Raw genomic sequence first — 22,092 nt, 5'->3', positions numbered from 1 at the left:
CGCCGATGCGGCCGAGCGCGGTCCGGCTGCCAGTCATGCGCGGACTCCCCGCAACCAGGTGCGGCCTTCTTCGATGATTTCTTGTTCCCGCTTGCTGAAGCGAGTCGGACAGGTATCGGGCACTTGATGTCCACTGTGCTCCAGCAGATACGCCAACGCGGCGTACTCGCGCGGATGCCGAAGCGGATCAAGATCGTCAGTAGGCCGGAGCCCGTAGGGATAGGTGAAGCCGCCCATGTCGTAGACGGAATCGCGGCGCGCGATGCGCCAGACGCCGTCCCGGCGGTCGATCCGGTCGAGGAATCTGTTGTGGACGGTCACGCCGATTCCCAGTTCGAGGTGATCGGCGACGAGCAGCGCATTGGTCTCCACGAAGGCACGGTCGCCGGCGGCCTCGATGACCGGAGTGCCGATGAAGTGCTTGCTGCGCAACGGTCCGCCGCTCGTCCGCCGTGATCCCTCGACAAAGTCCCTGGCCGGCCCGGAAAACCACAGGATCGTCAGGGTCGCGTCGTCGTGGAAGAGCTTCGCCAGTGCGTCCCAGTCCTCCCGGTCGCGATGGATCCAGCCGGTCGTCAAGTCGGCGATCGCCTGCCGGTCGGCGGCCGGCAATTCTTCCGGCATAGCGATTCTCCTAGTCTCGAACGGAATCCACACCCCTGCCTCACCAGCTTCACCCGGCGGAAAACCCGCCACCACCGCCCGTCGGACAGCCGATACCGGGATCCCGCCAAGATCACCGGCAGGCCGTTCGGCGGTATCCTGGGAGCCGATGCCGAAACGCCGCCACCTCTGCTGGTCGGGCGACGATCCCATCCAGGGCCGCTGGTCGCTGGCCCACGGGGAAGGGGTCGCCGCGCATCAGCACGCGCAGGGGCAGCTGCTGTACGCGGCGAGCGGGCTGCTGGCCACCACCACCGAGCGGGGCACGTGGGTCGCGCCCGCGGATCGCATCTCGTGGACGCCGCCCTCCTTCGAGCACGGCCACCGCGCGTACGGCGAGACCGAGATCAGCATTCTCGAAGTGCCCGCCGAACTGTGTTCCGCACTCCCCGCCACGCCGACCGTCTTCACCGTCTCGGCGCTGCTGCGCGCCGCGGTCCTGAAGCTGACCGGCGGCGCGCCCCTGCGGCCGGACGTCGGCGACCGGCTGCTCCGAGTGCTGGTCGACGAGCTGACCGCACTCCCGGAGCAGGCGGTCTACCTGCCCGAACCCGCCGACGACCGGCTCCGCGCGGTCACCGATCGCCTGCGCGGGAACCCGGCCGAAACCGCCACGCTCGGCGAACTCGGCCGGGCGGTCGGGGCCAGCGAGCGGACACTCAGCCGGCTGTTCCGCACGGAACTCGGGATGAGCTTCTCGCAGTGGCGCGCACAGCTGCGGATCCAGCACGCGCTGGTGTACCTCGGACAGGGCCGTTCGGTGACCTACACCGCGTTGCGCTGCGGATGGGCCAACCCGACCAGCTTCATCGAGACCTTCTCCGCCATCGTCGGCCAGACACCAGGCAGCTACCAAACCGAACTCCGACGCCAGACCGCCATGACTCGGTGAGAATCAGCCGAACCGACGCAGTTCACCCTCCGCCCAGCCCGGCTCCCCGGTCCGCGCGAACGCGACCCACGCCGCGTGCACCTCCGCCGCCAAACCAGCCGGAGCAGCGGATGGGCCCAGCAGCCCGGTATCGCCGTGCAGCCACGGTTCATCCGCGAGATCGAAGACAAACGGCAGCTCGACGGTATGCGCCGCGCCGAGCCGTCCATCCAGCGCTGTGGAACGGTAGCCGAACGAGTAGACATACGTGCGGCCGCCGGTTGAGGTCTCAGCGTGCGCCTGTGCCATCCGAGCGGTGCCAGCCCCGAACAGCAACTCGCCCAGCTGGTCGGCGGTGGCGTCCGGCTTTCCTTGCGGCACCAGGTAAAGCCGTCCCTCCTCGGTGTTCGTGCCGATCAGCAGATCGACATCGCCGACCAGGCTGTCGGCGGGCTGCACCGGCAGAACCAGGCTGAACGGACTGAGCCCGGCGAGCGGATCCGCAGCGGTCGCGGTGTGCAGGTCCAGCCCGGCGAGCGCGGGCAACATCTCCAGGAACCGTTCGTCGGGAATCTCCCCGAACGCCGCCGCGGTCGGTTCGACGCCCAATGCGGCAGCCGCAGCCGTGGTAACCCGTTGCGCCTGCTCCGGAGTGAACGCACCCGTGCCGCTTCCACTTTGGACAATCGCGCGCCGGAACAGTCCGACCGCCTCCGGGGTAGCGAGCAGCGCGCAAGTGAGCGTCGCCCCCGCCGATTGCCCGAACACCGTGACGTTCCCCGGATCCCCGCCGAACGCGGCGATCGAATCGCGCACCCACCGGAGTGCGGCGAGGACGTCGAGCAGCCCGCGATTGTCCGGAGCTCCTTCCAGCGCAAGGAAACCGGGGATGCCGAGCCGGTAGTTGACCGTCACGAGGACGATCCCGTCGCGGGCGAAGGCGCTGCCGTCGTAGAGTGCGGCGCGGGTCGAACCGGTGACAAACCCGCCGCCGTGCACGAAGACCATGACTGGACGGTTACCAGCGTCCGCCGCTGGGGTACGCACGTCGACCGTCAGATATTCCTCGCCGGGAACCCAGCCCGGGCCGAAGTACGGGGTCATGTCGAGTAGCCCGAAGTCGCGCGTGGGTTGCGGAGCGGTCGGCGACGGCTGGGTACCGTCGCGGACTCCGGACCAGCCCGGATGCGGTTCCGTCGAAGCGAACCTGCTCGGCCCGATCGGGGCCGCGGCGTAGGGAATGGACCGGTACAGCTCGCCCGCCGCGTCGCGAAGGCCGCGCACCGCGCCCGCCGCGGTCTCGACGACCGGATGTTCTTGCTGAGACACGAGAATCCCTTCAGGAGATCCGGGAGAACCCGGCCCACTTCTTGATCGCGAACTTCGCCCCGTCCCGCTCGACCTCCGCCGCGCCGGAACCGGCAAAGTGCGCCGGGAACAGCAGCGCGTTGTCGTCCGCGGCGCGGCCGAGCAGGGTGCGCCGGGTCGCCCGCGCCTCCGCCGGGTCCTCGCAGAAGCAGGAGTTGGTCTCCGGCTCCGCGATCTGCAGCGGGGTGTGCACCAGATCGCCGACGAACAGCGCCCGGTCGCCGCCGGAGTCCAGCGTCAGCACGGAGGAGCCGGGAGTGTGCCCGGGCGCGAGGTCGAGCCGCAGATTCCGGTCGATCCGGTGCGTTCCGTCCCACAGCTGGACCTGCCCCGCCTGCCGCACCGGGGCGACGCTGTCCTCGAAGACGTTCTGGTTCCCGCGCCCGAGGACGGTCTCGTTTTCGTTGGCCGGATCCCAGAAATCGAAGTCCCGCAACGGCATCAGGTACGTGGCGTTCGGGAAGGTCGGCACCCAGGCGCGGCCGTCGAGCCGGGTGTTCCAGCCGACGTGGTCGATATGCAGGTGGGTGTTGATCACGACATCGACGTCCTCGGGCGACACACCGGCGGCGGCGAGGTGATCGAGGTAGCTGGTGTCGAGGCGGTTCCACACCGGCGCGTACGGCCGGTCCTTGTGGTTGCCGACGCCGGTGTCGACGAGGATCGTGCGGCCCTCGCTGCGCAGCAGCCACGACTGGATCGCCGACTGGCATTCGCCGGTCTCCGGATCCCAGAAATCGGGGGCCAGCCAGCCGCGATGCTCGTCCCACGAGCCCGCCGGACTGTCCGGGAAGAACTGGTCCGGGGTCATCTCGACCGACCCGGAGAACTCTTTGACGCGGGTGACCGTGACGTCGCCCAGCATGATCTCGTCCATGCGACCGAGCCTGCGCGGACCGGTGCGCCCGGACCACTCCCGCGTTTTCCTACCCCGCGCAGGGGGTGGCAGTGATATCTCACCGCGGCGGATAGTGGAACCCATGACCGCTGGCCCGCTCGGAGACTTCCTGCACGCACGACGCGCCCGGCTGCGCCCCTCCGACGTCGGACTGCAGGACGTCGGACCCCGCCGCCGGGTCGCCGGACTGCGCCGGGAAGAGCTGGCGCACCTGGCCGGCGTCAGCGTCTCGTACTACACGCGGCTGGAGCAGGGCCTCTCGCGCGGCGCGTCCGCCGAGGTGCTCGACGCGATCGCGCGCGCCCTGCAACTCGACACCCACGAGCGAGCCCACCTGGACCGCCTCGCCGAGGCGGCGCGCCGCACGCCCCAGCCGCGCCGTCCCCGCCCGGAGAAGCTGGCCGACGAAACCCGCGACCTCCTCCGCGCGCTCGACGGCGTCCCGGCGCTGGTGCTCGGCCGCCGGACGGACGTCCTGGCGTGGAACCTGCTCGGGCACGCCCTGCTGGCCGGGCACTTGGACCTAGGCCAACGCCCCAACCTGAGCCGGATGCTGTTCCTGGACCCGCACTGCCGCGAGCTGTACGCGGATTGGAAACGCAAGGCCCGCGCGGTGGTCGGCAACCTGCGCATCACCGTCGGGAAACACCCGGACGACCCGCTGCTGGCCGAGCTGATCGGCGAGCTGACGATGAAGAGCCCGGAGTTCGTCTCGCTGTGGCAGGACCACCGGGTCGGACCCTGTGACGCCGATTCGTACGAACTGCGACACCCGGTGGTCGGCCGGGTGACGGTGACCCAGCAGACGCTGTCGGTGGCGCGGTCGCCGGAGCAGGTGCTGATCGTGTGCACCACTCCGCAGGGGTCGGCCTCGGAGGAGGCGTTGACGTTGCTTCGGCAGGTCAGCGCCCCGGCGGGCCTTCCGGAAACGGCCGAATACGACACCTACCGGCGATGACTCGGCCGGGCCGGGTTGAACAGCACGACGCTGCAGATCAGCACCAGCCCGGCGACCGCGACCCCGACCACCGGGCTGATCAGCAGCGCCACCGCGCTGATCACGCTCGCGGCGAAGGACAGTTGCAGGCACCCCCACAACACCGGTGCCAGCCACGACAGCGTTTCCGACGCCGCGCACACCCACCGGCCCCTGGCGACCGGCTTGCGGTGCCGCCCCGGGCCGCGGCGGGCGAAGACTTTCGTGGCGGCGGCGAGCATCTCGTCGCGGGTGGCGATCCGTTTCCCGCCGCGGGCCGGGGCGACGGCAGCCCCGAATTCGACGCGTTCCACCCTTCCGGCGTGGTCGTCGTCTAGCGGATCGGTGTTCTCCGGCGGTACAGTCATCGCGTCTGTTCCTTTGCCTAGAAGCTGGTTTCAGACAACTCCGTGGCCCCCTGTTCCAGCAGGGGGCCACATCCATCTCTCCGGGCGCGCGGCCCGGTTCGATACTTCTCATCTTGACCACGAGCGCACACAGAACTCGATACCCACTGACGGTCGTCTCGCCCAGCGGCATCCAGCTGTCGGTTAACGGCAAAGAGACACGACGAACTACCGTGCGCAATATCGTCCGCCGGTTCTGCCGGACGGCGCCGGTAACTTCGGCGACAACGAACTCCCCGGCCGAACTCCGGCTCGCAACCGTCCCAACCGGGTCCGACCTGCGTTAACAGGCACGGCACAGCACTGCACGCGAAGCCCCGGCAGCGAGCGAAACCCTCGTCGGACCGGAAGACGGCGGCGATTCCTAGCGCAGCGAGAACAATTTTTCATCACTCACAAGAGTGGTAACCTGTGCTCGACGGGAACCGATCACCGAGAACTGCGACCGCAGCGCCACCGGATGCCACAGGGAGCTCTGACCAGTGATTTTCCCGAAAAAATCCGGACCGGCCAAGAATATTGGCATTCAGCCAACCCGTCGCCGCGTTCTCCGTTTATCGCAGACCGCACGGCATCTGCCGACTGGAATATGCATACCTGCCCCGCCTAGGCAGAATATTCTGACATGCCTTGCCCACCGACTTCCGGCGCCCCGGCGACGGTCCGCCGGAAAGCTCCCGACCGGCCGCTAACACCGCGGCATCGGACAGATCCCAGCCAGGAAAAGGACATCGCCCATCACTGCGATCACCGCGAGAAAACTGTCCCGACGCCAAACAGGTGAACCTATCGGGCCATTTCGGCACGGTGCAAGTCCGCGCCTTGCTTCGCCCTATTCCCTCCTCGATCCTGAGGTTCGAATATTCCGAAGAAGGTCATCGGCTTGACAAGGACGAAACCATGAGTTCCTACGATCCGAACACCGTGAGTTCTTCGCTCGACGACGCGGCCTGGCAGCGGCCGTCGGCGTGCGGCGGCAACGGCGGCGACTGCGTCGAGATCAATCTCAGCGATCCCGACGTCGTCGCGGTGCGGGATTCCAAGATCGGCCGTTCTCCCGCCCTGGTTTTCGACAATCGGGAATGGGCCGCATTCGCCGGCGCGCTGCGCGAGGGGCAGTTCGACCGCTGATCGCGCACAGATCGCCCGCCCCGGTCCCCCATTCGGCGCCGCCTCCGGACAACCGGGCGAACCCGTCCGTCCTGGCCGTCGGTAATGCGAGGGACTATCATGATTTCGTGCCCGGAAAAGGTGTGGTTTTCTCCCCCGATCGGACGGCTCGCGCCTCGTGAGCCGGCTTTCCGTCGAGGCCCAGCTTGTCGAACTGGGCAAAATTCTCGTCGCCGCCCGCGTCGAACGCGGGCTGACCCAGGGCGAACTCGGCGACGCCCTCGGCTACACGCAGCCGAACATCAGCAAGATGGAGCGCGGCAAGACGCGGATCCATCCGCATTTGCTCGACAAATGGATCGACGTCCTGGAGATCGATTCCGCCGAGGCGGAGCGGATGCGGCACTACAACCTGGCCGCCCGCGCCGACCGGGTGTGGAACGCGCGGCGCCTCGCGGCCAGCCCGGCCTGGTTCCATCCGGTGTTCGAGGCCGAGCAGGAGGCCGCGATCATCCTGAAGTGGACCGGCGAGCGCATCAGCGGGATGCTGCAGACCGAGGACTACATGATGGAGCAGTTCCAGGCCTACGGCCGCACGGACGTCACCGACGCCGTGCACGAGCGCAAACTGCGGGCCAAGCTGCTCGACGACCACCCGGACCGGACGTACAAGTTCCTCCTCAGCGAAAGCGCGGTCCACCGGCTGACCCGGGCGCGCACGGACAATCCGTACGTCGCGCTCGGCCAGGTCCGGCATCTGCTCGCCCTCGCCCGCACCCGCCCCTGGGCGACCATCCGGTTCGTGCCGTTCGACAAAGGCCCGTTGCACGTCGGCCCCGATTTCACCATTTTGCAGTTCGTCAACAGCAAACTCGACCGTTCTTTCGCCGAAACGTCGAACGGCGTCCAGTCTTTCCTCAACGACACCGAAACGTACGACACCGATCTGCAATCATGGGAATCCCTTTCGAGTGTCGCCCTTTCGGCGGAGGAATCGGCAATTCTGCTCGAAGAAGCCGAGGCGGATCTGCTCAGCGTCCGGCCGCCCTCTCCCCGCCGGGCCGGAGAGACGCTACGCTGATCCCGCGCCGTCGACCACGAGGAGAAACTGGTGACTGGCCTGGAGCACGAGTCCTTTCCGCCGCCGGGGATCGATCTCAGCCGTCCCAGCGTGGCGCGGGTCTACGACTATTACCTCGGCGGAACCGCGAATTGGGAAATCGACCGGCAGTTCGCCGGGCGGATGCTGCGCGATTATCCGACGGTGCGCCCGATCGCCCAGGCCAACCGCCGATTTCTGCACCGCGTGGTCCGGCATCTGGTGCGCGCCGGAATCCGGCAGATCGTCGACCTCGGATCCGGCGTCCCCACGATGGGGCACGCGCACGAAATCGCCGAGCAGATCGCGCCGGGCGAGGTGAAGGTCGCGTACGTCGACTGCGAACCGGTCGCCGTCGCGCATTCCACCAGCCTGCTGCGCGAAAAGGGCGACCCGGCCCGGCACGTCGCCCTGCACGCGGACCTGCGCGACCCGCGACGGCTGTGGTCCCTGCTCGCCGGATCGGGCGTCATCGACCTCGACCAGCCGATCGCTCTGCTGCTCATCTGCGTCCTGCACATCGAGCAGCCACCCGTGCCCGGCAGCGAAAGCACCGCGGACCTCGGCCCCAGCGTCGCCGCCGAGTACCGCGAACTCCTCGTCCCGGGGTCGTATCTGGCGCTGTCGCACGTCACCGACGAGGGCGTCCCGCCGCACTGCGAGCAACTGCTGGCCGACGCCAAACAGCGTTACGCCGCCGCGGGCACCGACCTCATCTACCGCGACCGCGCCGAGATCACCGCGCTGTTCGGGGACTTCACCCTGCTCGAGCCCGGCGTCACCTGGACCCCGCTGTGGCATCCGGAGGAAGCCGGCCCGGACGACCGGACCATCCCGCTCGACGCGGCGAACGAGTCGCTGCTGCTCGCCGGGGTGGCCCGCAAGGAGTGAGCGCGGCGCCCGCGACCACGGCCGGTGGTCGCGGGCACTCCCGCGAGCGGCCGGGCGCGGCAGGTAGGCTTCACCAGTGTTTCGCCAGGTGATGTGCGCGGTCTGATGGCAAATACCTACCCCCCCCCCGGACTTTTTTCACGGAGAGTGCCCGTGGATCCTGGGTTTGACCACTGGTTGACCGTCGGTTTCGAGCGCCGGGTCCTGGTGGTGGTGCGGACCGTGACGACGCTCAACCGGTTGCTCGACGTGCTCACGCTCTTCAGCGGCGACCACCGCGTCCAGACCGTTTTCACCTTCGACCGCGAGCGTCCGGCCATCCTCGGGGCAGGCGTGCCCCGGCTGCTGGAACAGCTGGGCGCCGCGGTGGTCCCGTGGCAGCAGGCGATCACGACCGAGTTCGACCTCGCGATCGCGGCCAGCGAAAACGACGATCTTCACCTGCTGCGCGCCCCGGTCGTCCTGCTGCCGCACGGGATCGGCCACCAGAAGTACTACCCCGGCAGTTCGGTCGTCGCCGGGCTCAACCCGGAACGGCTCGTGCACGACGGCAGGGTCGTCCCGGCGCTGATCGCCGTCGCGCACGCCGAGCAGCGCGACCAGCTCCGCGCGGCGAGCCCGGAGGCGGCCGAGCGCGCGGAGGTCGTCGGCGATCCGTGTCTCGACCGGCTCGTGGCCGGGGCGCACCGGGCGGCCGAGTACCGCGCGGCGCTGGCCGGACGGGGCAAGCGGCTCGTGACGATCGCGTCCACCTGGGGTCCGTCGTCGGTTCTCGGACAGCGTCCCGACCTTCCGCTCCGGCTCGTCGCCGAACTGCCGGTCGACACCACCACGGTGTGCGCGATCCTGCATCCCGGCATCGCGGCGGCGCACAGCTCGTGGCAGCTTGACGCGTGGCTCGCCGAGGCGAAACAGGCTGGGCTGCTGGTGATCCCGTCCGAAACCGGCTGGCAGGCCGCGGTGACCGCGTCCTCGTGCGTGATCGGGGACGAAAGTTCTGTGTCGCTCTACGCCGCCGCGCTGGATCGGCCGATGCTGATGGCCGGAAGTCCTTCTCCGGCAACAGTTCCCGGTTCTCCCGCCGCGATGCTGGCCGCGCGCACGGACCCGCTTGCCGCCGACGGTCCGCTGGCCGCGCAGATCGACGACGCGATCGACCGGCATGTCCCGGGCAGCTACGAACCTGTTGCCAAGCAAGCGGTCGCGGTCCCCGGACGGTCGGCTGAGCTGTTGCGTGCCGCGTGCTACCGCTTGATGAAGCTGCCGGAGCCGAGCGGCCCCGCGGAATTCACCAGCTACCCGGTCACCTCACCGACCCGAACGGAACCGGTCGCGTTCATCGCCGGCATCCGCGAGCACGGGTCGACAGATGTGCTGGTCCGGCTGCCCGCGACCGAAGTGCCGCAGCAACTGCACCATCTGCACGTGATCGCGCACCACACCCGCGCGTCGCTGCGCGAACTGTCGGCAGCCGCCATCGTGTTCACCGACGACGCCGAAGTCGACTTCCCCGACTGGGCTGCCGCCGTCCTCAAGCAGTGGCCGGACGCACAATTCGCTGCCGCCCGACTCGAAGACCGTTGCCTCGCCGCGGATCGCAGCGGCCGCCGTTACGAACTGGTCCCGGACTCCCGGCAGGTCGACCCGCTGGCGGCAGTGTCGATGCTCTACTTAGGACGGACCGAACTCGACTTCGGCCGGAACCGGGTCAACGTAGCGATTCGAATTCGGTGATGTACTCGTTCGTCCGGGGATGACCGAGCTTCCAGGCGTCGCCGATCAACTGTCCCCACGCCGTCCGCGCAGCCTCCGGCCGGCCTTCCGCGGCAAGGATGCGCGCCTCGATTTCCCGGACTTCCCACTGGTATTGGTCCGCACCAGTGGATTTCAGCTCCGCGCGGGCACGGCTCCAGCACTCCCGGGCGCGCACCAGGTCGCCCAGCGCGAGGAACGCCCGCGCAGCCACCATGTCCAGCCGGCTGAGGTTGGCACCGGTCGCGTGCTGACGGCCGCTCTCGATCTCGGCCATCGCTTCCGCCGGGCGTCCGGCCTTGACCAGGACCGAAGCGAGCATCCGATGGTGAATGCCGAGCGCGTAGCCGTGTTCGAGATGCTGGTCGAGCGCGATGGCCTTCCGGAGCCAGACCTCGGCTTCAGCGAGCAAACTGGCGCGCTCCGCCGGACGCGCGTCGGCCTGTTCCTCGAAGAACCGCGCCCGGAACTCAGCCACCGATGATTGCAGCCGCTCCCGCCGCGCCGGACGGATGTTGACGGCCTCAGCCAACTCCCACGCCAGACGGAGATCGGCGTCTGCGGTGTCGAAAGCCCTTGCCAGGAAACAGGTTTTGGCCCGCATGGACAAGGTCCGCGCGTAAAGCGCCTGTGGCTCGCCACCGGCCAAGGCCGCCGCCGCGCGGACCGCGAGGTCGCTGATCTCGGCGTACTCGCGCCACAGCCAGCGCCGGGTGATCAGCACTTCCAGCGCACCGGCGAGCTGGCACACCTCCACGTGCTTCCCCCGCCGGGCCGCGGCGCGCACCACCTCGGTGATGAGCCCCAGATGCCGGTGCAGCCAGTCGAGCCGGTCCTCGGGGAGCGTCCAGGACAGACCGGGCGGAACGACGTATTCGCGCAACCGCCCGGCATCCCCCGCGAGATCCGCGGCGACCGTTCGATCCCGGACATGGCTCAACAGCCGGAGAAACGCCGCGTCGCGATCCGCGGGAAGCTTCGCCGCGTACTGAGATACCAGCGCGGTGAGCCGATGCCAGCCGCCGACCTGCTCAGTCAGCATCGCACTGCGGACATCCTCGAAGACTTCGTCCGGCATCCCGAGGTAAGCGACCGCGGTTTCCCGGGTAAACCAGTGCCCGGGGAACCCAGACAGCAACGCGACCGCCTCGGCCGTTTCCGGCGCGAGCCTCGCGAAAGCCTGTTCCAGCGAGTCGTTGATGACGCCCTCAGCGTCCACGATCCCATTCGCCTGGTAGCGCGCGAGCAGCCCGCTGACCGGATACGGCTCGCCACTGTGCCGCGCGAGACTCAAGCCCACTTCACGAATCGCGGACGGCATCCGACCGGACATCTCCAGCAGCGCATCGGTCGCGCCGGGTTCCGCATCAAGCCGGACCGCGCCGCAATAGTAGGCAAGCATTTCCCGCGCACCCTCGTTCTCGAGGCCGCCCAACAGAATCGGCGCCGGATCGAGCGCGTCGAGGTCGCGGGTGCGAGCGGAGGAGGTCGCGAGCACGAGATTCATCCGGAACGGACGGAACAGCTCGACCTCGCGCGCCGAACCGACGTTGTCGAGAATGACGGTGAACAACCGGGTCGCCAGCACCGAGCCGAACTGCTGGTCCAGACCAGCGTCGTCGGCCGCGATCTCGCCGCTGGGAATGCCCAGCTTCAGCAGCGCCTGCCGTTTGACGAGCGCCAGATCGACGACCGCGCCAGTACGCGATTCCGCGACGTCGATCTCGATCCAGCCGCCAGGGAACCGATCCCGCACGAGCCCCGCGATCTGCCGGGCGAGCTCGGTCTTCCCGGACCCGACCGCCCCGTAAATAAGACAAACCCCGGATTCGCGCGGCTCCCGAAGATGCTCGGCATGATTGAAAAACCGCTCAACACCCTCAACGACGGGCGGCCGCTGCCCCGCGGCGTTCAACACCGCGACGGCTTCCATCAGCTCAGCGCAAAACCCAGGATCGTCCTGACAAGCAGCCAGCACCTGCCCGCGAAGCTCCGCCACAGAAACCGGCCCGGACCCGAACTTCGCCCCGAACTTGGCCCTGGCGATGCCCGCCAGCTGCCCCAGCCCTTTGTCGACCCGCCCGACCAAGGCGGTGGCCAGCAGTTTTGCCGCCTCACTGGAAAACACCGCAACCGCGTCGATCAAGCCCCACCCCTAGTTCCTGGTACGCGCGAAACCACGCTAGCAGCGCGCGGTGTGCACGTCACCCCACGTCACACTCCCCGAGCCAGCCAGTACGTGAGGGCCACCCTCATTGACTCTGATTCCCTCAGGGTTCCCCTCACGCACCTCCCCGCGCGCCGTGAAGGGCTCCTTCACGGACTTAGATTCCTCCAAGGAGCCCTTCACGGACCACCCCCGCCCGGCTCGCCATCGGGATTGCCGCCCCAATGCGGCATTGGGTGCATCCCACGCACCGAACGCCACATTGGGTGCATCCGACGCACTCAATGCCACATTGGGGCGCTAGCCACCACCCAAACCGCAGCCGATGCACCCGCGATAGAGGCACCCAGCCCGTCCCCGCAGCCAATGCACCCAACCATCGAGGCACCCAGCCCCTCCCCCGCACCCCGATACGAAGCCTCCCTGCGGGCGGCGGGTGCTTGTCAAGGCATCTTTCCCGCCTTGACAAGCACCCGCCGCCCGTCAGCACAATCGGGCTTCGGGGTGCCCCACGCAACCACGGCACGCAAGCCAACGGCGATCACGGCAACAACCGCTGCTCCTTAGCCACAGCAACAGCCCCAGCCCGAGTATCCACCCCCAACTTCTCATAAATCCGCCCCAAATGCGTCTTAACCGTAGCCTCGCTGATAAACAACCGCCGAGCGATCTCCCGATTCCCCACCCCCTGCGCCAACTGTTCGAGAATATCCCGCTCCCGATCAGTCAACGCAGGCCGAGGCGCGCGCAACTGCGCCATCATCCGGTCCGCCACCGGTGCCGACAACGCCGTCCGCCCAGCCGCAGCCGCCCGAATAGCCGCATACAGCTCATCCGCGGACTCAGCCTTCAGCAAATACCCCGTAGCCCCAGCCGCAATAGACCGAGTGATATCAGCGTCAGTGTCATAAGTAGTCAACACCAAAACCCGAGGCGGCTCAGCAACAGCACGAATACGCCGAATAGCCTCCACTCCGTCCATTCCGTCACCCAGCTGCAAATCCATCAACACGACATCCGGCCGCAACGCGGCAGCGAGATTGATCGCCTCCTGCCCGGTCGCGGCCTCGCCGATGACCTCGATCCCGCCCGCGCCGGCCAGCAACGCACGCAGGCCGGCGCGGACCATGGCGTGGTCGTCGCACAGCACGACGCGGATGAGCTGGTCGTCAGACATGGCTTGGTCCCAACGGAATCGCGGCCGAGATGGCGGTGCCCTGCCCGGGCGCGGATTCGACGGTCAACCGGCCGCCGAGCTGCGTTGCCCGCGCGCGCATGGCGGGCAGGCCGTGGCCGCGGCCCTCGGCGCTCGGGGCGGACGGGTCGAAACCGCGGCCGTCGTCGGTGATGTCCAGCACGACCTCATCGTCTAGGTAGGTGAGAGTGAGCGCCACTCCCGACGCGTCGGCGTGTTCGCGGGCGTTGGCCAGCGCGCCCTGCGCGATCCGCACCAAAGTGGACTGCACCCGGCTGGGCAGCGGCCGGGCGGGCCCGTCGAACTGGACGCGCACCGGCTGCGGTTCGCGTTCGGCGACGTTCCGGAGGGCTTCCTCGACCGAGTGCCCATCGAGGTCGGCGGGAGCGAGATCCTGGACGAGACTGCGGGCTTCAGCCAGGTTTCGCGTGCCGATCTGTTGTGCCGCATGCAAATGCTCGCGGGCCAGGTCGGGATCAGCCCACGCGCGGTCGGCCGCCTGGAGCAGCATCGCCTGACTGGACAGACCTTGCGCGAGCGCGTCGTGGATCTCGCGCGACAGCCGTTGGCGTTCGTCCAGCATCCCCGCGCGGCGCTCGGTTTCCCGCAACCGCACCGCCTGCCGCCGCAGGTACGTGATCACCGCGGCAGTCACCGCGGCGACGGCCACCGGCACGATCGTCAGGTTCGGGTCGAAGCCGGTCGAGAGCCGGTTCTGCGAGATCACCACGAGCGCCGTTACCAGCGTGACCAGCACTAACGCCGGTCCGGTCGGCAGCGTGCGCAGGCCGGTGACGAACAGCGGGACCGCGCACCACGCGAAGCTCGGCGCGAGCAGCACCAGCACCACCCACAGCACGGTCACGACGGTCAGCCAGCCCAGATACGGCACGGTGACCTGCTCGGGCCCGGTGACCCGCAGCACCAGGCCGACCGCGTAGACCGCCGCCAGGCAGCCGGTCAGCGCGATCACCCAGGGTGCGGCCGGTTCGCCGTGGTGGTGGTCGAGGAAGCGCACGATCGACGCGACCAGCAGCAGGAAGAACGCCGTGTGCATGGTCGCGGCGAGCCACCGCGCGTCCCGATCGGTCATCGCCGCCCTCCGTTTTTCCGGTCCCACATCGAGCCTGACCTGTGCGAACCCGGTCGGCATCAGCCGATCGGATGACCCGAGTGTCGGCCGTTCCGCGCCGCGAGGCGAGCCGAGACTCCGATCCGGTGAAGGCGGTCCCGGACGCACGATGAATCCATCAAGCCGGACAAGCCAAGGAGCACCCGATGAAGAACTTCACCGCCAAGACCCGCGTCGCCACCGTCGTCGGCGGGCTCGCCGTGATCGGAGCCGCCACGACCGGCGCGCTGGCCGCCAACGCCGCCACCCCGGCCGCCCCCGCCGCCAACGCCGCGGCCGCCGCCGCTCCCGCCCAGGCCGCGCCGAAGGGGCTGGTCCAGACCACGCGCCTGTCGATCGCCGCCGCGCAGAAGGCCGCGCAGGCCGCGCTCGACGCCGCCGAGAAGGCAGGCCAGAAGGTGTCGGTCGCGGTGGTCGACCGCGACGGCAACACCATTGTGACCCTGCGCGGCGACGGCGCCGGCCCGCAGTCGTACTCGTCGGCGGAGGAGAAGGCGTTCACCGCGGTCGCGTGGAACGCCAAGACCTCGGAACTGACCGGCCGGCTGCAGCAGGCCCCGACGCTGAAGGACATCAAGGGCACCCTGTTCCTCGCCGGAGCGGTCCCGGTGGACGCGAACAACGCCCCGATCGCGGCGGTCGGCGTGGCGGGCGCGCCGTCGGGTGCGCAGGACGAGACCTTCGCCCAGGCCGGGGTGGACGCGCTCGGCAAGTAAGCGGCGAGCCCGGCGCTGATCCGGTGCGCCTCGTCGGCTGCGGCGAGGCCCACCGGGCCCGGCGGTCAACCGGGTCCGCTGAGCACGATGCGCCCCCACCGAGCAAGCCGGGTCAGCCGCCGAACCGCTTCACGTAATCCTCGACGATCGGCCTCTCCGGCGCGATGATGTCGTCCGGAAGCCGGTCCAGCTCGAAGAACTCGTAGCCGGTGATCTCCGTGCCGTCCACGGTGACCTCGGTGTTCTCGACGGTCGCGGTGAACGCGGCGGTGACGTTGTGGACCTCGTCGCCGTGCGGGTACCGGTAGAAGTACTCCGGTCCGGAGTAGACGCCGAACAGTTCGAGGTCCCGCACCGCCAGGCCGATTTCCTCGCGCACCTCGCGGCGGCCCGCGTCCTCGTAGGACTCGCCGGGGTCGAGGAATCCGCCGGGCAGGCCCCAGTCCTGGCTTTCCTCGCGGAACACCAGCAGCAGCCTGCCGCGCTCGTCGGCGATCAGCACGGACGTGCCGGGCAGGATCAGCGGGCGCGTGCCGACTAGTTCGCGCAGTTCGGCGATGTAGTTCATCAGCGGTCAGTACCTTCTCGGTCGGGTTCGGCGCCGTCGCGGGGACGGAAGGCGACGATCGGCAATTGCCGGACCATCCGGTGCCGCGCCGCGTCGGAGCCGTCGTAGCGCCAGCCCAGCAGTTTGCTCAGCACGGGGTGCAAAACCGGGCGCAGCAGCAGGTTTCGGCGCTCGTAGTCGGCGATCGCGTCGGCCGCTTCGGCTTCGTCGAGGACGCGGTACGCGGGGACGAACTTCCGGCGGCCGATCGCGACCTCCGCCGCGGGAGCCGCCTGGATGTTGCGGTACCAGTCCGAGGACGGGCCCAATCCCGCGATGGCCAGCACCTCGTCGGATCGGGGACGGAGGCCGATCACCTCCAGGACTGTCCGGTACTCGCGGCCGGACTTGCGGCCGACGTGGGTCAGGCACAGGAACCGCTTGCCCAGCAACCATCCCAGGTCGCGGTCGTACAGCTTCGCCGGCGCCTTGAAGACCGTGCGCGCGATCGGTTTCACGGTCGGACTCCTTCCCTTGCCGAATGGTGCAGGTTCGTGATGAGCGCGGTGGACTTCCCGGTCAAACTCCCGGCCACGACTCGGTCAATTCCCGGCAACCGGGCCAGTTTGAGCGCGAGCCGACGCAGGTAGAGCTGCGGTTTGCTGTCCGGGAGGAACCATCGTGCGCCGTTGCGGGCCAAGTGCTGTTTGTCGGCCGCGACGGGACGCCACAGCCGCTCGTATTCCGCCAGCGCTTCGGCGATCGACGACGCCCGGTGCAGCTGATCGGCCAGCACGTACGCGCCCGCGATCCCGAGCGACGCACCCTGTCCGGCCAGCAGCGACACCGCGTACGCCGCATCTCCCACCAGCGTGACGCGGCCCTTGCGCCACGTTGGCATCTCAATCTGGGCGACCTGGTCGTAATAGATTTCCCCGGACGGCGGGCAGTGCCGCAACGCTTCCGGCACCATCCAGCCCAGCGAGCCATAGGTGTCCAGCAGCGACTCCCGGACGTCGCCGGGCAGGGCGGGATCGGACGTGCGGTGGACCGCGAAGGCGGCGACCGTTCCCGCGCGCAAGCCGTAGAAACCCATCTGCCTGCCGACCGTGTCGGTGAGGCAGAACCGCCCGTTTGCCACGGTGTGGATCTCGGGGGACTTGAACAGGAACGCCGCGGTGTGAAAGCCGAGGTAGCGCAGGAATCGCGATTCTTCGCCGAACACCAGCCGCCGGACCGTCGAATGGATCCCGTCGGCACCCACCAGCAGGTCGGCTTCGAGCACGGAACCGTCCGAGAGCGTCGCTGCGACCCGGTCGCCGTCGTCCTCGACAGCGACCACCCCGCTGTCGTACCGAAGCTCGACCGCCGCGGGCAGCGACGTGCGCAAAGCCTGTTCCAGGTCCGGCCGCAGGACGCTCAGCAACCGGCCGCCGACGGTGCGCGCGAACTGGCCGAATTGAATATCGGACCGGCGCTTTCCGTGTGCGTCAAGGAGAATCGCTTCGGAAATCGGATACGCCGCCTCCTTGATGGCGGGCAACGCTCCCATCGCTTCGGCCGCGTCGTAGCCGGGACCGAAGAAGTCGATCATGTAGCCCTGCGGACGCGGCCCGGGCGCCCGCTCCACCAGCGTGACCTCGTTGCCCAGCTCCGACAGCCGGTTCGCCGCGGCCAGCCCGGTGATACCGGCGCCGCAGACCAGGATTCTCATCGCATTTCCCCTCCCTGAGGTTGCGTGACCAGCCCGCGCAGGACGGCGGTGACCGCCGCCGGATCCCCGCCGGGGGCGAGCCCGCGGTGCAGCAGCAAGCCGTCGACGGTCGCCACCAGCACCTCCGTGGTCGCCTCCGGATCGGGGACGCCGCGTTCGGCCAGCCAGCTGCTGACCTGCGCGCGGAACGCCAGGAGCAGTCCCCCGATCTGGTCCCGCAGTTCGTCGTCGCGCCGCGCCGCCAGATACGCCTCGATGAACAGCACCGACAGCGGGTCCACCCCGCTGTACGGCTCGACCGACCCGAACAGCGCGGACACCAGGTCAGCCGGGTTCTGCGTCGCGGCCAGCGCCGGTCCGACGCTCTCCAGCACCTCGCGCATCGCGTCCAGGACCGCCTCGCGGAGCAACGCCTGCAGCGACGGGAAGTGGTAATGCACCACGCTCGGCGTCACCCCCGCCCGGTCCGCCAGCACGCGGGTGCTCACCGCTGCCCAGCCGCGTTCGGGCACCAGCTCCGTCGCCGCCGCCAGCAACCGCTGCCGCACGTCACGCCCCCGTGCCGCTGCCGGTGAAGTCATCCGCATTTCTCCTGGTCGATCGTCCTGGGCAGTCGTTCAGGGCGATCGTCCTGTACGACTGCCCTGATCGTAGCGCGGCCTCCCGCGACGGGAAAGCGAGGTGACCCACAACTCACCTGAAGGCGGGAGACGGCGGCGCTGTCCGATCGGTCCGCTACCGTCGGAAACGGCTCTTTCTGCCCGCCCCCCGAAACCGACAGGTAATCCACCGTGCCCTCGTCACTGTCCACTGTGTCCATTCGACGTCCGGCATGGCTGTCGCCGCGGGTCGCGCGCACCGAAATCCTCGGCGGGCTGGTCGTCGCGCTCGCGCTGATCCCGGAGGCGATCTCGTTCTCGGTGATCGCCGGGGTCGATCCGCGCGTGGGCCTGTGCGCGTCGTTCACCATGGCGGTGGTGATCTCGTTCGTCGGCGGCCGTCCGGCGATGATCTCCGCGGCGACCGGGGCGATCGCCCTGGTGGTCGCGCCGCTGGCGAGGGAACACGGGTTCGGCTACCTCGTCGCGACGGTGGTGCTGGGCGGGCTGTTCCAGATCGTGCTCGGCTCGCTCGGCGTCGCGCGGCTGATGCGGTTCGTGCCGCGCAGCGTGATGGTCGGCTTCGTGAACGCGCTGGCGATCCTCATCTTCCTGGCGCAGGTGCCGGAGCTGATCGACGTGCCGTGGCCGGTGTATCCGCTGTTCGCCGGCGGTCTCGCGGTCATGGTGTTCTTCCCGCGGCTCACCAAGGCCGTGCCCGCGCCGCTGGTGTCGATCGCGGTGCTCACCGCGCTGACGATCGCGGCCGGAATCGCGGTGCCGACCGTCGGCGACAAGGGTGCGCTGCCCTCGGCGCTGCCGGTGCCGGGGATCCCGGACGTGCCGTTCACCTTCGGCACGCTCGGCCTGATCGCGCCGTACGCGCTGGCGTTCGCGCTGGTCGGGCTGATGGAATCGCTGATGACCGCCAAACTGGTCGACGACATCACGGACTCGCATTCGAACAAGACCCGCGAGGCGGTCGGTCAGGGCGTCGCCAACGTCGTCACCGGGATTTTCGGCGGCATGGGCGGCTGCGCGATGATCGGCCAGACCATGATCAACGTCAAGGTCGCGGGCAGTCGGACCCGGCTGTCGACGTTCCTCGCCGGGACGTTCCTGATGGTGCTGTGCCTGGTGTTCGGGCCGGTCGTGTCGCGGATCCCGATGGCCGCGCTGGTCGCGGTGATGGTGCTGGTCGCGTTCGGCACCTTCGACTGGCATTCGATCGCGCCCAAGACGCTGAAGCGGATGCCGGTCGGCGAGGTCGCGGTGATGGCGGTGACCGTGGGCATCGTGGTGGCGACCAGCAACCTCGCGATCGGGGTCGTCGTCGGGTCGATCACCGCGATGGTGATCTTCGCGCGCCGGGTCGCGCACCTGGTCGAGGTGACCGCGGTGCGCGAGCCCGGCAGCGTCCGGTACACCGTCACCGGGGCGCTGTTCTTCGCGTCCAGCAACGACTTGGTCTACCAGTTCGACTACGCCGACGACCCGGAACGCGTGGTCGTCGACCTATCGGCCGCGCACATCTGGGACGCCTCGACCGTCGCCGCGCTCGACGCCATCACGACGAAGTACGAGGCCCGCGGGAAAACCGTCGAGATCGTCGGCCTGAACAAACACAGCGCGGCGATGCACGAGACCCTGTCCGGAGAACTAGCGGGCAGCAGCTGAGGTCAGCCCGACCGCTCGCTCCCGGATCCGCGGCCGGAGGGTGAATCCGCTCGGCTTCAGCGTCAGCGATTCCACGATCTTCAGCTCGTACGCCGGGTCTGCCTCGAAGTCGTAGCGCTGCAGCATGACCCCCAGCGCCAGCACCGCTTCGTGCAGCGCGAACTGGCGGCCGATGCACGCGCGTTCCCCGGTGCCGAACGGTTTGTACGCCTGAGCCGGACGCTTCCGCACCGCCGCCGGCTCGAAGCGGTCCGGATCGAACTTCTCCGGATCCGGCCCCCACACGGCCGGGTCGCGGTGGAGCATCGGCAGCGGCACGATGACTGAATCACCCTTGCGCATCGGGTATTTTCCGCCCAGCACCAGATCTTCGCGGGCTTCCCGGGTATAGCCGGGCGCGGTCGGCCACAGCCGCATCGCCTCGTCGAGCACGCGGCGGACGTACCGAAGCTTCGCGACGTCCCCGAAGGCCGGTTCGCGACCACCCCACACCGCGTCGACTTCAGCGCGCGCCTTCGCCAGCAGTTCCGGATGGCGCGTCAGGTAGTAGAGCGCGAACGACAGCGCGCCCGACGTCGTCTCGTGCCCCGCGACGACGAAAGTGATGGCCTGGTTGCGAATGTTCACCGGGTCGAGCCGCTCCCCGGTCATCGGGTGCCCGTCGGTGAGCATCAGACCGAGCAGGTCACGTGCTTCGCCGCCTTCCCTGCGGCGGCTCTCGATGACCTCGTCGACCAGGTTCGTCATGGTCGCGATGTCAGCCTGGTTCTGCGCGGCCGACCCGGCCAGCGCCCGCCGCACGAACGGAAGCTTGACGTTGTCCAGCTGCGCGAACCGCAACGCACGGATCATCGCGGTGACGAACGGATGCGGTTCGGCCCGCTCGAACGACCCGAACCGGTAACCGAACCCAGCGAGCCCGATCGTCTCGAGCGTCAGCCGGGTCATGTCGGCAGCGACGTCGACCGGACCGTCCGCGCGGTCCCACGCCGCGGTCAGCTCGCGGGCGACGTCGAGCATCATCGCGTGGTAGCGGCGCATCGCCTCGGCGGAGAACGCGGGCTGCAGGATGTCGTGCGCCAGCCGCCAGTTGGGCTCGCGCGTGTGCGCGGTGAACAGCCCGTCGCCGACGACCCCGCGCAACCGTTCGACGCCCAGCCCGACGTGCTTGCCGAACCTTGTCTCGTCGTTCAGCTCGGTGACCAGGTCGATCCCGCAGGCGAACACGATCTCGAGACCGAAGAACTTCCGGGTGAAAATCGGCCCGAGCCCCGCACCGGCCCGCATGGTGCTCTGCAACGGCGTGCGCACATTGGTCCCGAGCAGGTCCCCGAGCACCGGCAACCGGCCCGGCCGATGCGGAATCGCGGTGGTGTCCACAGTTTCGCTCCCTACTGAACCCACATCCAATAGGGTCACCATCCCCCGCTACTGAACCGGTGTCAAGTAAGCTGGGGAGATGCGGACGCGCCTGAGCACCGAACAGCGCCGCGAACAGCTGCTGACCATCGGAGCAGGCCTGTTCGCGGGCCGCCCGTACGACGAGGTGTGGATCGAAGAGGTAGCCGAAATCGCGGGCGTCTCCCGCGGTTTGCTGTACCACTACTTCCCCACCAAAAAGGACTTCTTCGCCGCAATCGTGCGCGGCCAGCGAGACCAGCTCCTGGCCATGAGCGAACCCGACCCAGCGCTGCCGGTAGCCGAGCAGTTGCGCGCCGGGCTGGAGGTATACCTGGAATTCGCCCGCACCCACCCAGACGGCTACCGCATCGTGCACCGCAGCGCAGGCGACGCGGACCGCGAAATCCGGGAAATCTGCGAAGCAGGAATGGCAGCGAACGCAGACCGCATCCTGTCCGCCGTGAGCCAACTGCACCCAGTCACCCCCACGACACAACTCGCGGTGCGGGGATGGCTTTCTTTCGTGGCAACACTAATCCTGGACTGGCTGGACGAACCGAAGATCAGCACCGAAGAGCTGCGAGACCTTTGCGCGCGAACCCTTTTCGCCGCAGTAGACGTAGACCCCACCACGATCTAACGCACGCACGCGCGTGAGGGGCACCCTCACGACCCCAGATTCCCTCAGGCCCCCCTCACGCCCCCTCGCCCCCGCAGCCGATGCACCCAAAGCAAGGCACCCACACCTCCCCCACCCCCGATACGAAGCCAAAAACACGGCGCGGGGGTGCTTGTCAAGGCATCTTTCCCGCCTTGACAAGCACCCCCGCGCCGTAGTCACACTAAAAAATCGGGGTGCCAAGCCTCACCCGGCGGGCGCAATGTCGCCGCCAGGCGACGAGCCGCCCA

The 22,092-nt window shown here is 68.7% G+C and carries 21 protein-coding genes; 9 read left to right on the top strand and 12 right to left on the bottom strand.

Translation table 11 applies throughout. From position 1 onward, the window contains the following. Window positions 1-33: 33 nt before the first annotated feature. Complete coding sequence (locus WA670_RS28045; RefSeq protein WP_336159319.1) at window positions 34-624, bottom strand: nuclear transport factor 2 family protein; 591 nt, start codon at window positions 622-624, stop codon at window positions 34-36. A gap of 148 nt (window positions 625-772) precedes the next feature. Here WA670_RS28045 and WA670_RS28040 point away from each other — a divergent pair, with 148 nt between their 5' ends. After that, window positions 773-1,555 (top strand): AraC family transcriptional regulator, encoded by a 783-nt coding sequence (locus WA670_RS28040; RefSeq protein WP_336159318.1) that lies wholly within the window; start codon window positions 773-775, stop codon window positions 1,553-1,555. Between the two features lie 3 nt (window positions 1,556-1,558). Here WA670_RS28040 and WA670_RS28035 read toward each other — a convergent pair whose 3' ends face one another. Both WA670_RS28035 and WA670_RS28030 read right to left on the bottom strand, forming a co-directional pair. Beyond that, the gene (locus tag WA670_RS28035) at window positions 1,559-2,863 is read right to left on the bottom strand and encodes a carboxylesterase/lipase family protein (protein ID WP_134728761.1); all 1,305 of its coding nucleotides are present in this window, start codon (window positions 2,861-2,863) and stop codon (window positions 1,559-1,561) included. Between the two features lie 10 nt (window positions 2,864-2,873). Further along, a complete protein-coding gene (locus WA670_RS28030; RefSeq protein WP_134728763.1) occupies window positions 2,874-3,779 on the bottom strand; it encodes an MBL fold metallo-hydrolase in 906 nt (301 codons plus the stop codon). A 103-nt stretch (window positions 3,780-3,882) separates the two neighbouring features. On the opposite strand from WA670_RS28030, the gene WA670_RS28025 reads away from it, so the two are divergent. After that, a complete protein-coding gene (locus tag WA670_RS28025) occupies window positions 3,883-4,758 on the top strand; it encodes a helix-turn-helix domain-containing protein (RefSeq protein ID WP_134664772.1) in 876 nt (291 codons plus the stop codon). Here the strand turns inward: WA670_RS28025 and WA670_RS28020 are convergent. Continuing rightward, a complete protein-coding gene (locus WA670_RS28020) occupies window positions 4,746-5,144 on the bottom strand; it encodes a hypothetical protein (RefSeq protein WP_134664774.1) in 399 nt (132 codons plus the stop codon). The genes WA670_RS28025 and WA670_RS28020 overlap by 13 nt on opposite strands. A gap of 939 nt (window positions 5,145-6,083) precedes the next feature. Between WA670_RS28020 and WA670_RS28015 the strand changes: the two genes are divergently transcribed. From WA670_RS28015 to WA670_RS28000, 4 genes are all read left to right on the top strand, one after another. Then, window positions 6,084-6,314 (top strand): DUF397 domain-containing protein, encoded by a 231-nt coding sequence (locus WA670_RS28015; RefSeq protein ID WP_009081852.1) that lies wholly within the window; start codon window positions 6,084-6,086, stop codon window positions 6,312-6,314. Window positions 6,315-6,471: 157 nt separating this feature from the next. After that, window positions 6,472-7,374, top strand: a complete 903-nt coding sequence (locus WA670_RS28010; protein WP_037817938.1) for a helix-turn-helix domain-containing protein — start codon at window positions 6,472-6,474, stop codon at window positions 7,372-7,374. A 30-nt stretch (window positions 7,375-7,404) separates the two neighbouring features. Beyond that, window positions 7,405-8,283, top strand: coding sequence for an SAM-dependent methyltransferase (locus tag WA670_RS28005; RefSeq protein WP_336159317.1), 879 nt, complete (start codon window positions 7,405-7,407; stop codon window positions 8,281-8,283). A 153-nt stretch (window positions 8,284-8,436) separates the two neighbouring features. After that, window positions 8,437-10,017 carry a hypothetical protein gene (locus WA670_RS28000; RefSeq protein WP_238604732.1) on the top strand — a complete coding sequence of 527 codons (1,581 nt, stop codon included), beginning with the start codon at window positions 8,437-8,439 and terminating at the stop codon, window positions 10,015-10,017. On the opposite strand, the gene WA670_RS27995 is transcribed toward WA670_RS28000, so the two are convergent. The 3 genes from WA670_RS27995 to WA670_RS27985 form a co-directional block, all read right to left on the bottom strand. Further along, window positions 9,992-12,181, bottom strand: coding sequence for a hypothetical protein (locus WA670_RS27995; protein ID WP_336159316.1), 2,190 nt, complete (start codon window positions 12,179-12,181; stop codon window positions 9,992-9,994). The genes WA670_RS28000 and WA670_RS27995 overlap by 26 nt on opposite strands. A gap of 562 nt (window positions 12,182-12,743) precedes the next feature. Then, window positions 12,744-13,379 (bottom strand): response regulator, encoded by a 636-nt coding sequence (locus tag WA670_RS27990; RefSeq protein WP_134728770.1) that lies wholly within the window; start codon window positions 13,377-13,379, stop codon window positions 12,744-12,746. Continuing rightward, window positions 13,372-14,490: a sensor histidine kinase gene (locus WA670_RS27985; RefSeq protein WP_336159315.1), complete on the bottom strand. Its 1,119-nt coding sequence runs from the start codon at window positions 14,488-14,490 to the stop codon at window positions 13,372-13,374. The genes WA670_RS27990 and WA670_RS27985 overlap by 8 nt, the downstream gene beginning before the upstream one ends. Before the next feature lie 185 nt (window positions 14,491-14,675). Between WA670_RS27985 and WA670_RS27980 the strand changes: the two genes are divergently transcribed. Continuing rightward, complete coding sequence (locus WA670_RS27980) at window positions 14,676-15,245, top strand: GlcG/HbpS family heme-binding protein (RefSeq protein ID WP_336159314.1); 570 nt, start codon at window positions 14,676-14,678, stop codon at window positions 15,243-15,245. A 112-nt stretch (window positions 15,246-15,357) separates the two neighbouring features. Here the strand turns inward: WA670_RS27980 and WA670_RS27975 are convergent, their stop codons facing one another. The 4 genes from WA670_RS27975 to WA670_RS27960 are packed head-to-tail and all read right to left on the bottom strand — an operon-like array spanning window position 15,358 to window position 18,087. Beyond that, window positions 15,358-15,813, bottom strand: coding sequence for an NUDIX hydrolase (locus WA670_RS27975; RefSeq protein ID WP_037817932.1), 456 nt, complete (start codon window positions 15,811-15,813; stop codon window positions 15,358-15,360). Continuing rightward, window positions 15,813-16,310, bottom strand: a complete 498-nt coding sequence (locus tag WA670_RS27970; RefSeq protein WP_235146654.1) for a nitroreductase family deazaflavin-dependent oxidoreductase — start codon at window positions 16,308-16,310, stop codon at window positions 15,813-15,815. Before WA670_RS27970 ends, WA670_RS27975 begins: the two co-directional genes overlap by 1 nt. Beyond that, the gene (locus WA670_RS27965) at window positions 16,307-17,506 is read right to left on the bottom strand and encodes an FAD-dependent monooxygenase (RefSeq protein WP_336159313.1); all 1,200 of its coding nucleotides are present in this window, start codon (window positions 17,504-17,506) and stop codon (window positions 16,307-16,309) included. The genes WA670_RS27970 and WA670_RS27965 overlap by 4 nt, the downstream gene beginning before the upstream one ends. Continuing rightward, window positions 17,503-18,087 (bottom strand): TetR/AcrR family transcriptional regulator, encoded by a 585-nt coding sequence (locus tag WA670_RS27960; RefSeq protein WP_037817925.1) that lies wholly within the window; start codon window positions 18,085-18,087, stop codon window positions 17,503-17,505. The genes WA670_RS27965 and WA670_RS27960 overlap by 4 nt, the downstream gene beginning before the upstream one ends. A 210-nt stretch (window positions 18,088-18,297) precedes the next feature. Between WA670_RS27960 and WA670_RS27955 the strand changes: the two genes are divergently transcribed. Next, window positions 18,298-19,782 carry a SulP family inorganic anion transporter gene (locus WA670_RS27955; protein WP_336159312.1) on the top strand — a complete coding sequence of 495 codons (1,485 nt, stop codon included), beginning with the start codon at window positions 18,298-18,300 and terminating at the stop codon, window positions 19,780-19,782. Here the strand turns inward: WA670_RS27955 and WA670_RS27950 are convergent. Further along, on the bottom strand, window positions 19,765-21,162 hold the full coding sequence (locus WA670_RS27950) for a cytochrome P450 (RefSeq protein WP_205673131.1): 1,398 nt from the start codon (window positions 21,160-21,162) through the stop codon (window positions 19,765-19,767). The two genes, WA670_RS27955 and WA670_RS27950, sit on opposite strands and share 18 nt — an antisense overlap. Before the next feature lie 79 nt (window positions 21,163-21,241). Here WA670_RS27950 and WA670_RS27945 point away from each other — a divergent pair, with 79 nt between their 5' ends. Further along, window positions 21,242-21,823, top strand: coding sequence for a TetR/AcrR family transcriptional regulator (locus WA670_RS27945; RefSeq protein ID WP_336159311.1), 582 nt, complete (start codon window positions 21,242-21,244; stop codon window positions 21,821-21,823). The last annotated feature ends 269 nt before the right edge of the window (window positions 21,824-22,092 follow it).

The organism is Amycolatopsis sp. VC5-11 (genome assembly GCF_037034185.1).
Classification (GTDB): domain Bacteria; phylum Actinomycetota; class Actinomycetes; order Mycobacteriales; family Pseudonocardiaceae; genus Amycolatopsis; species Amycolatopsis nivea.
Note: the sequence above shows the minus strand (reverse complement) of the source record. Positions and strands in the feature narration are given on the sequence as shown.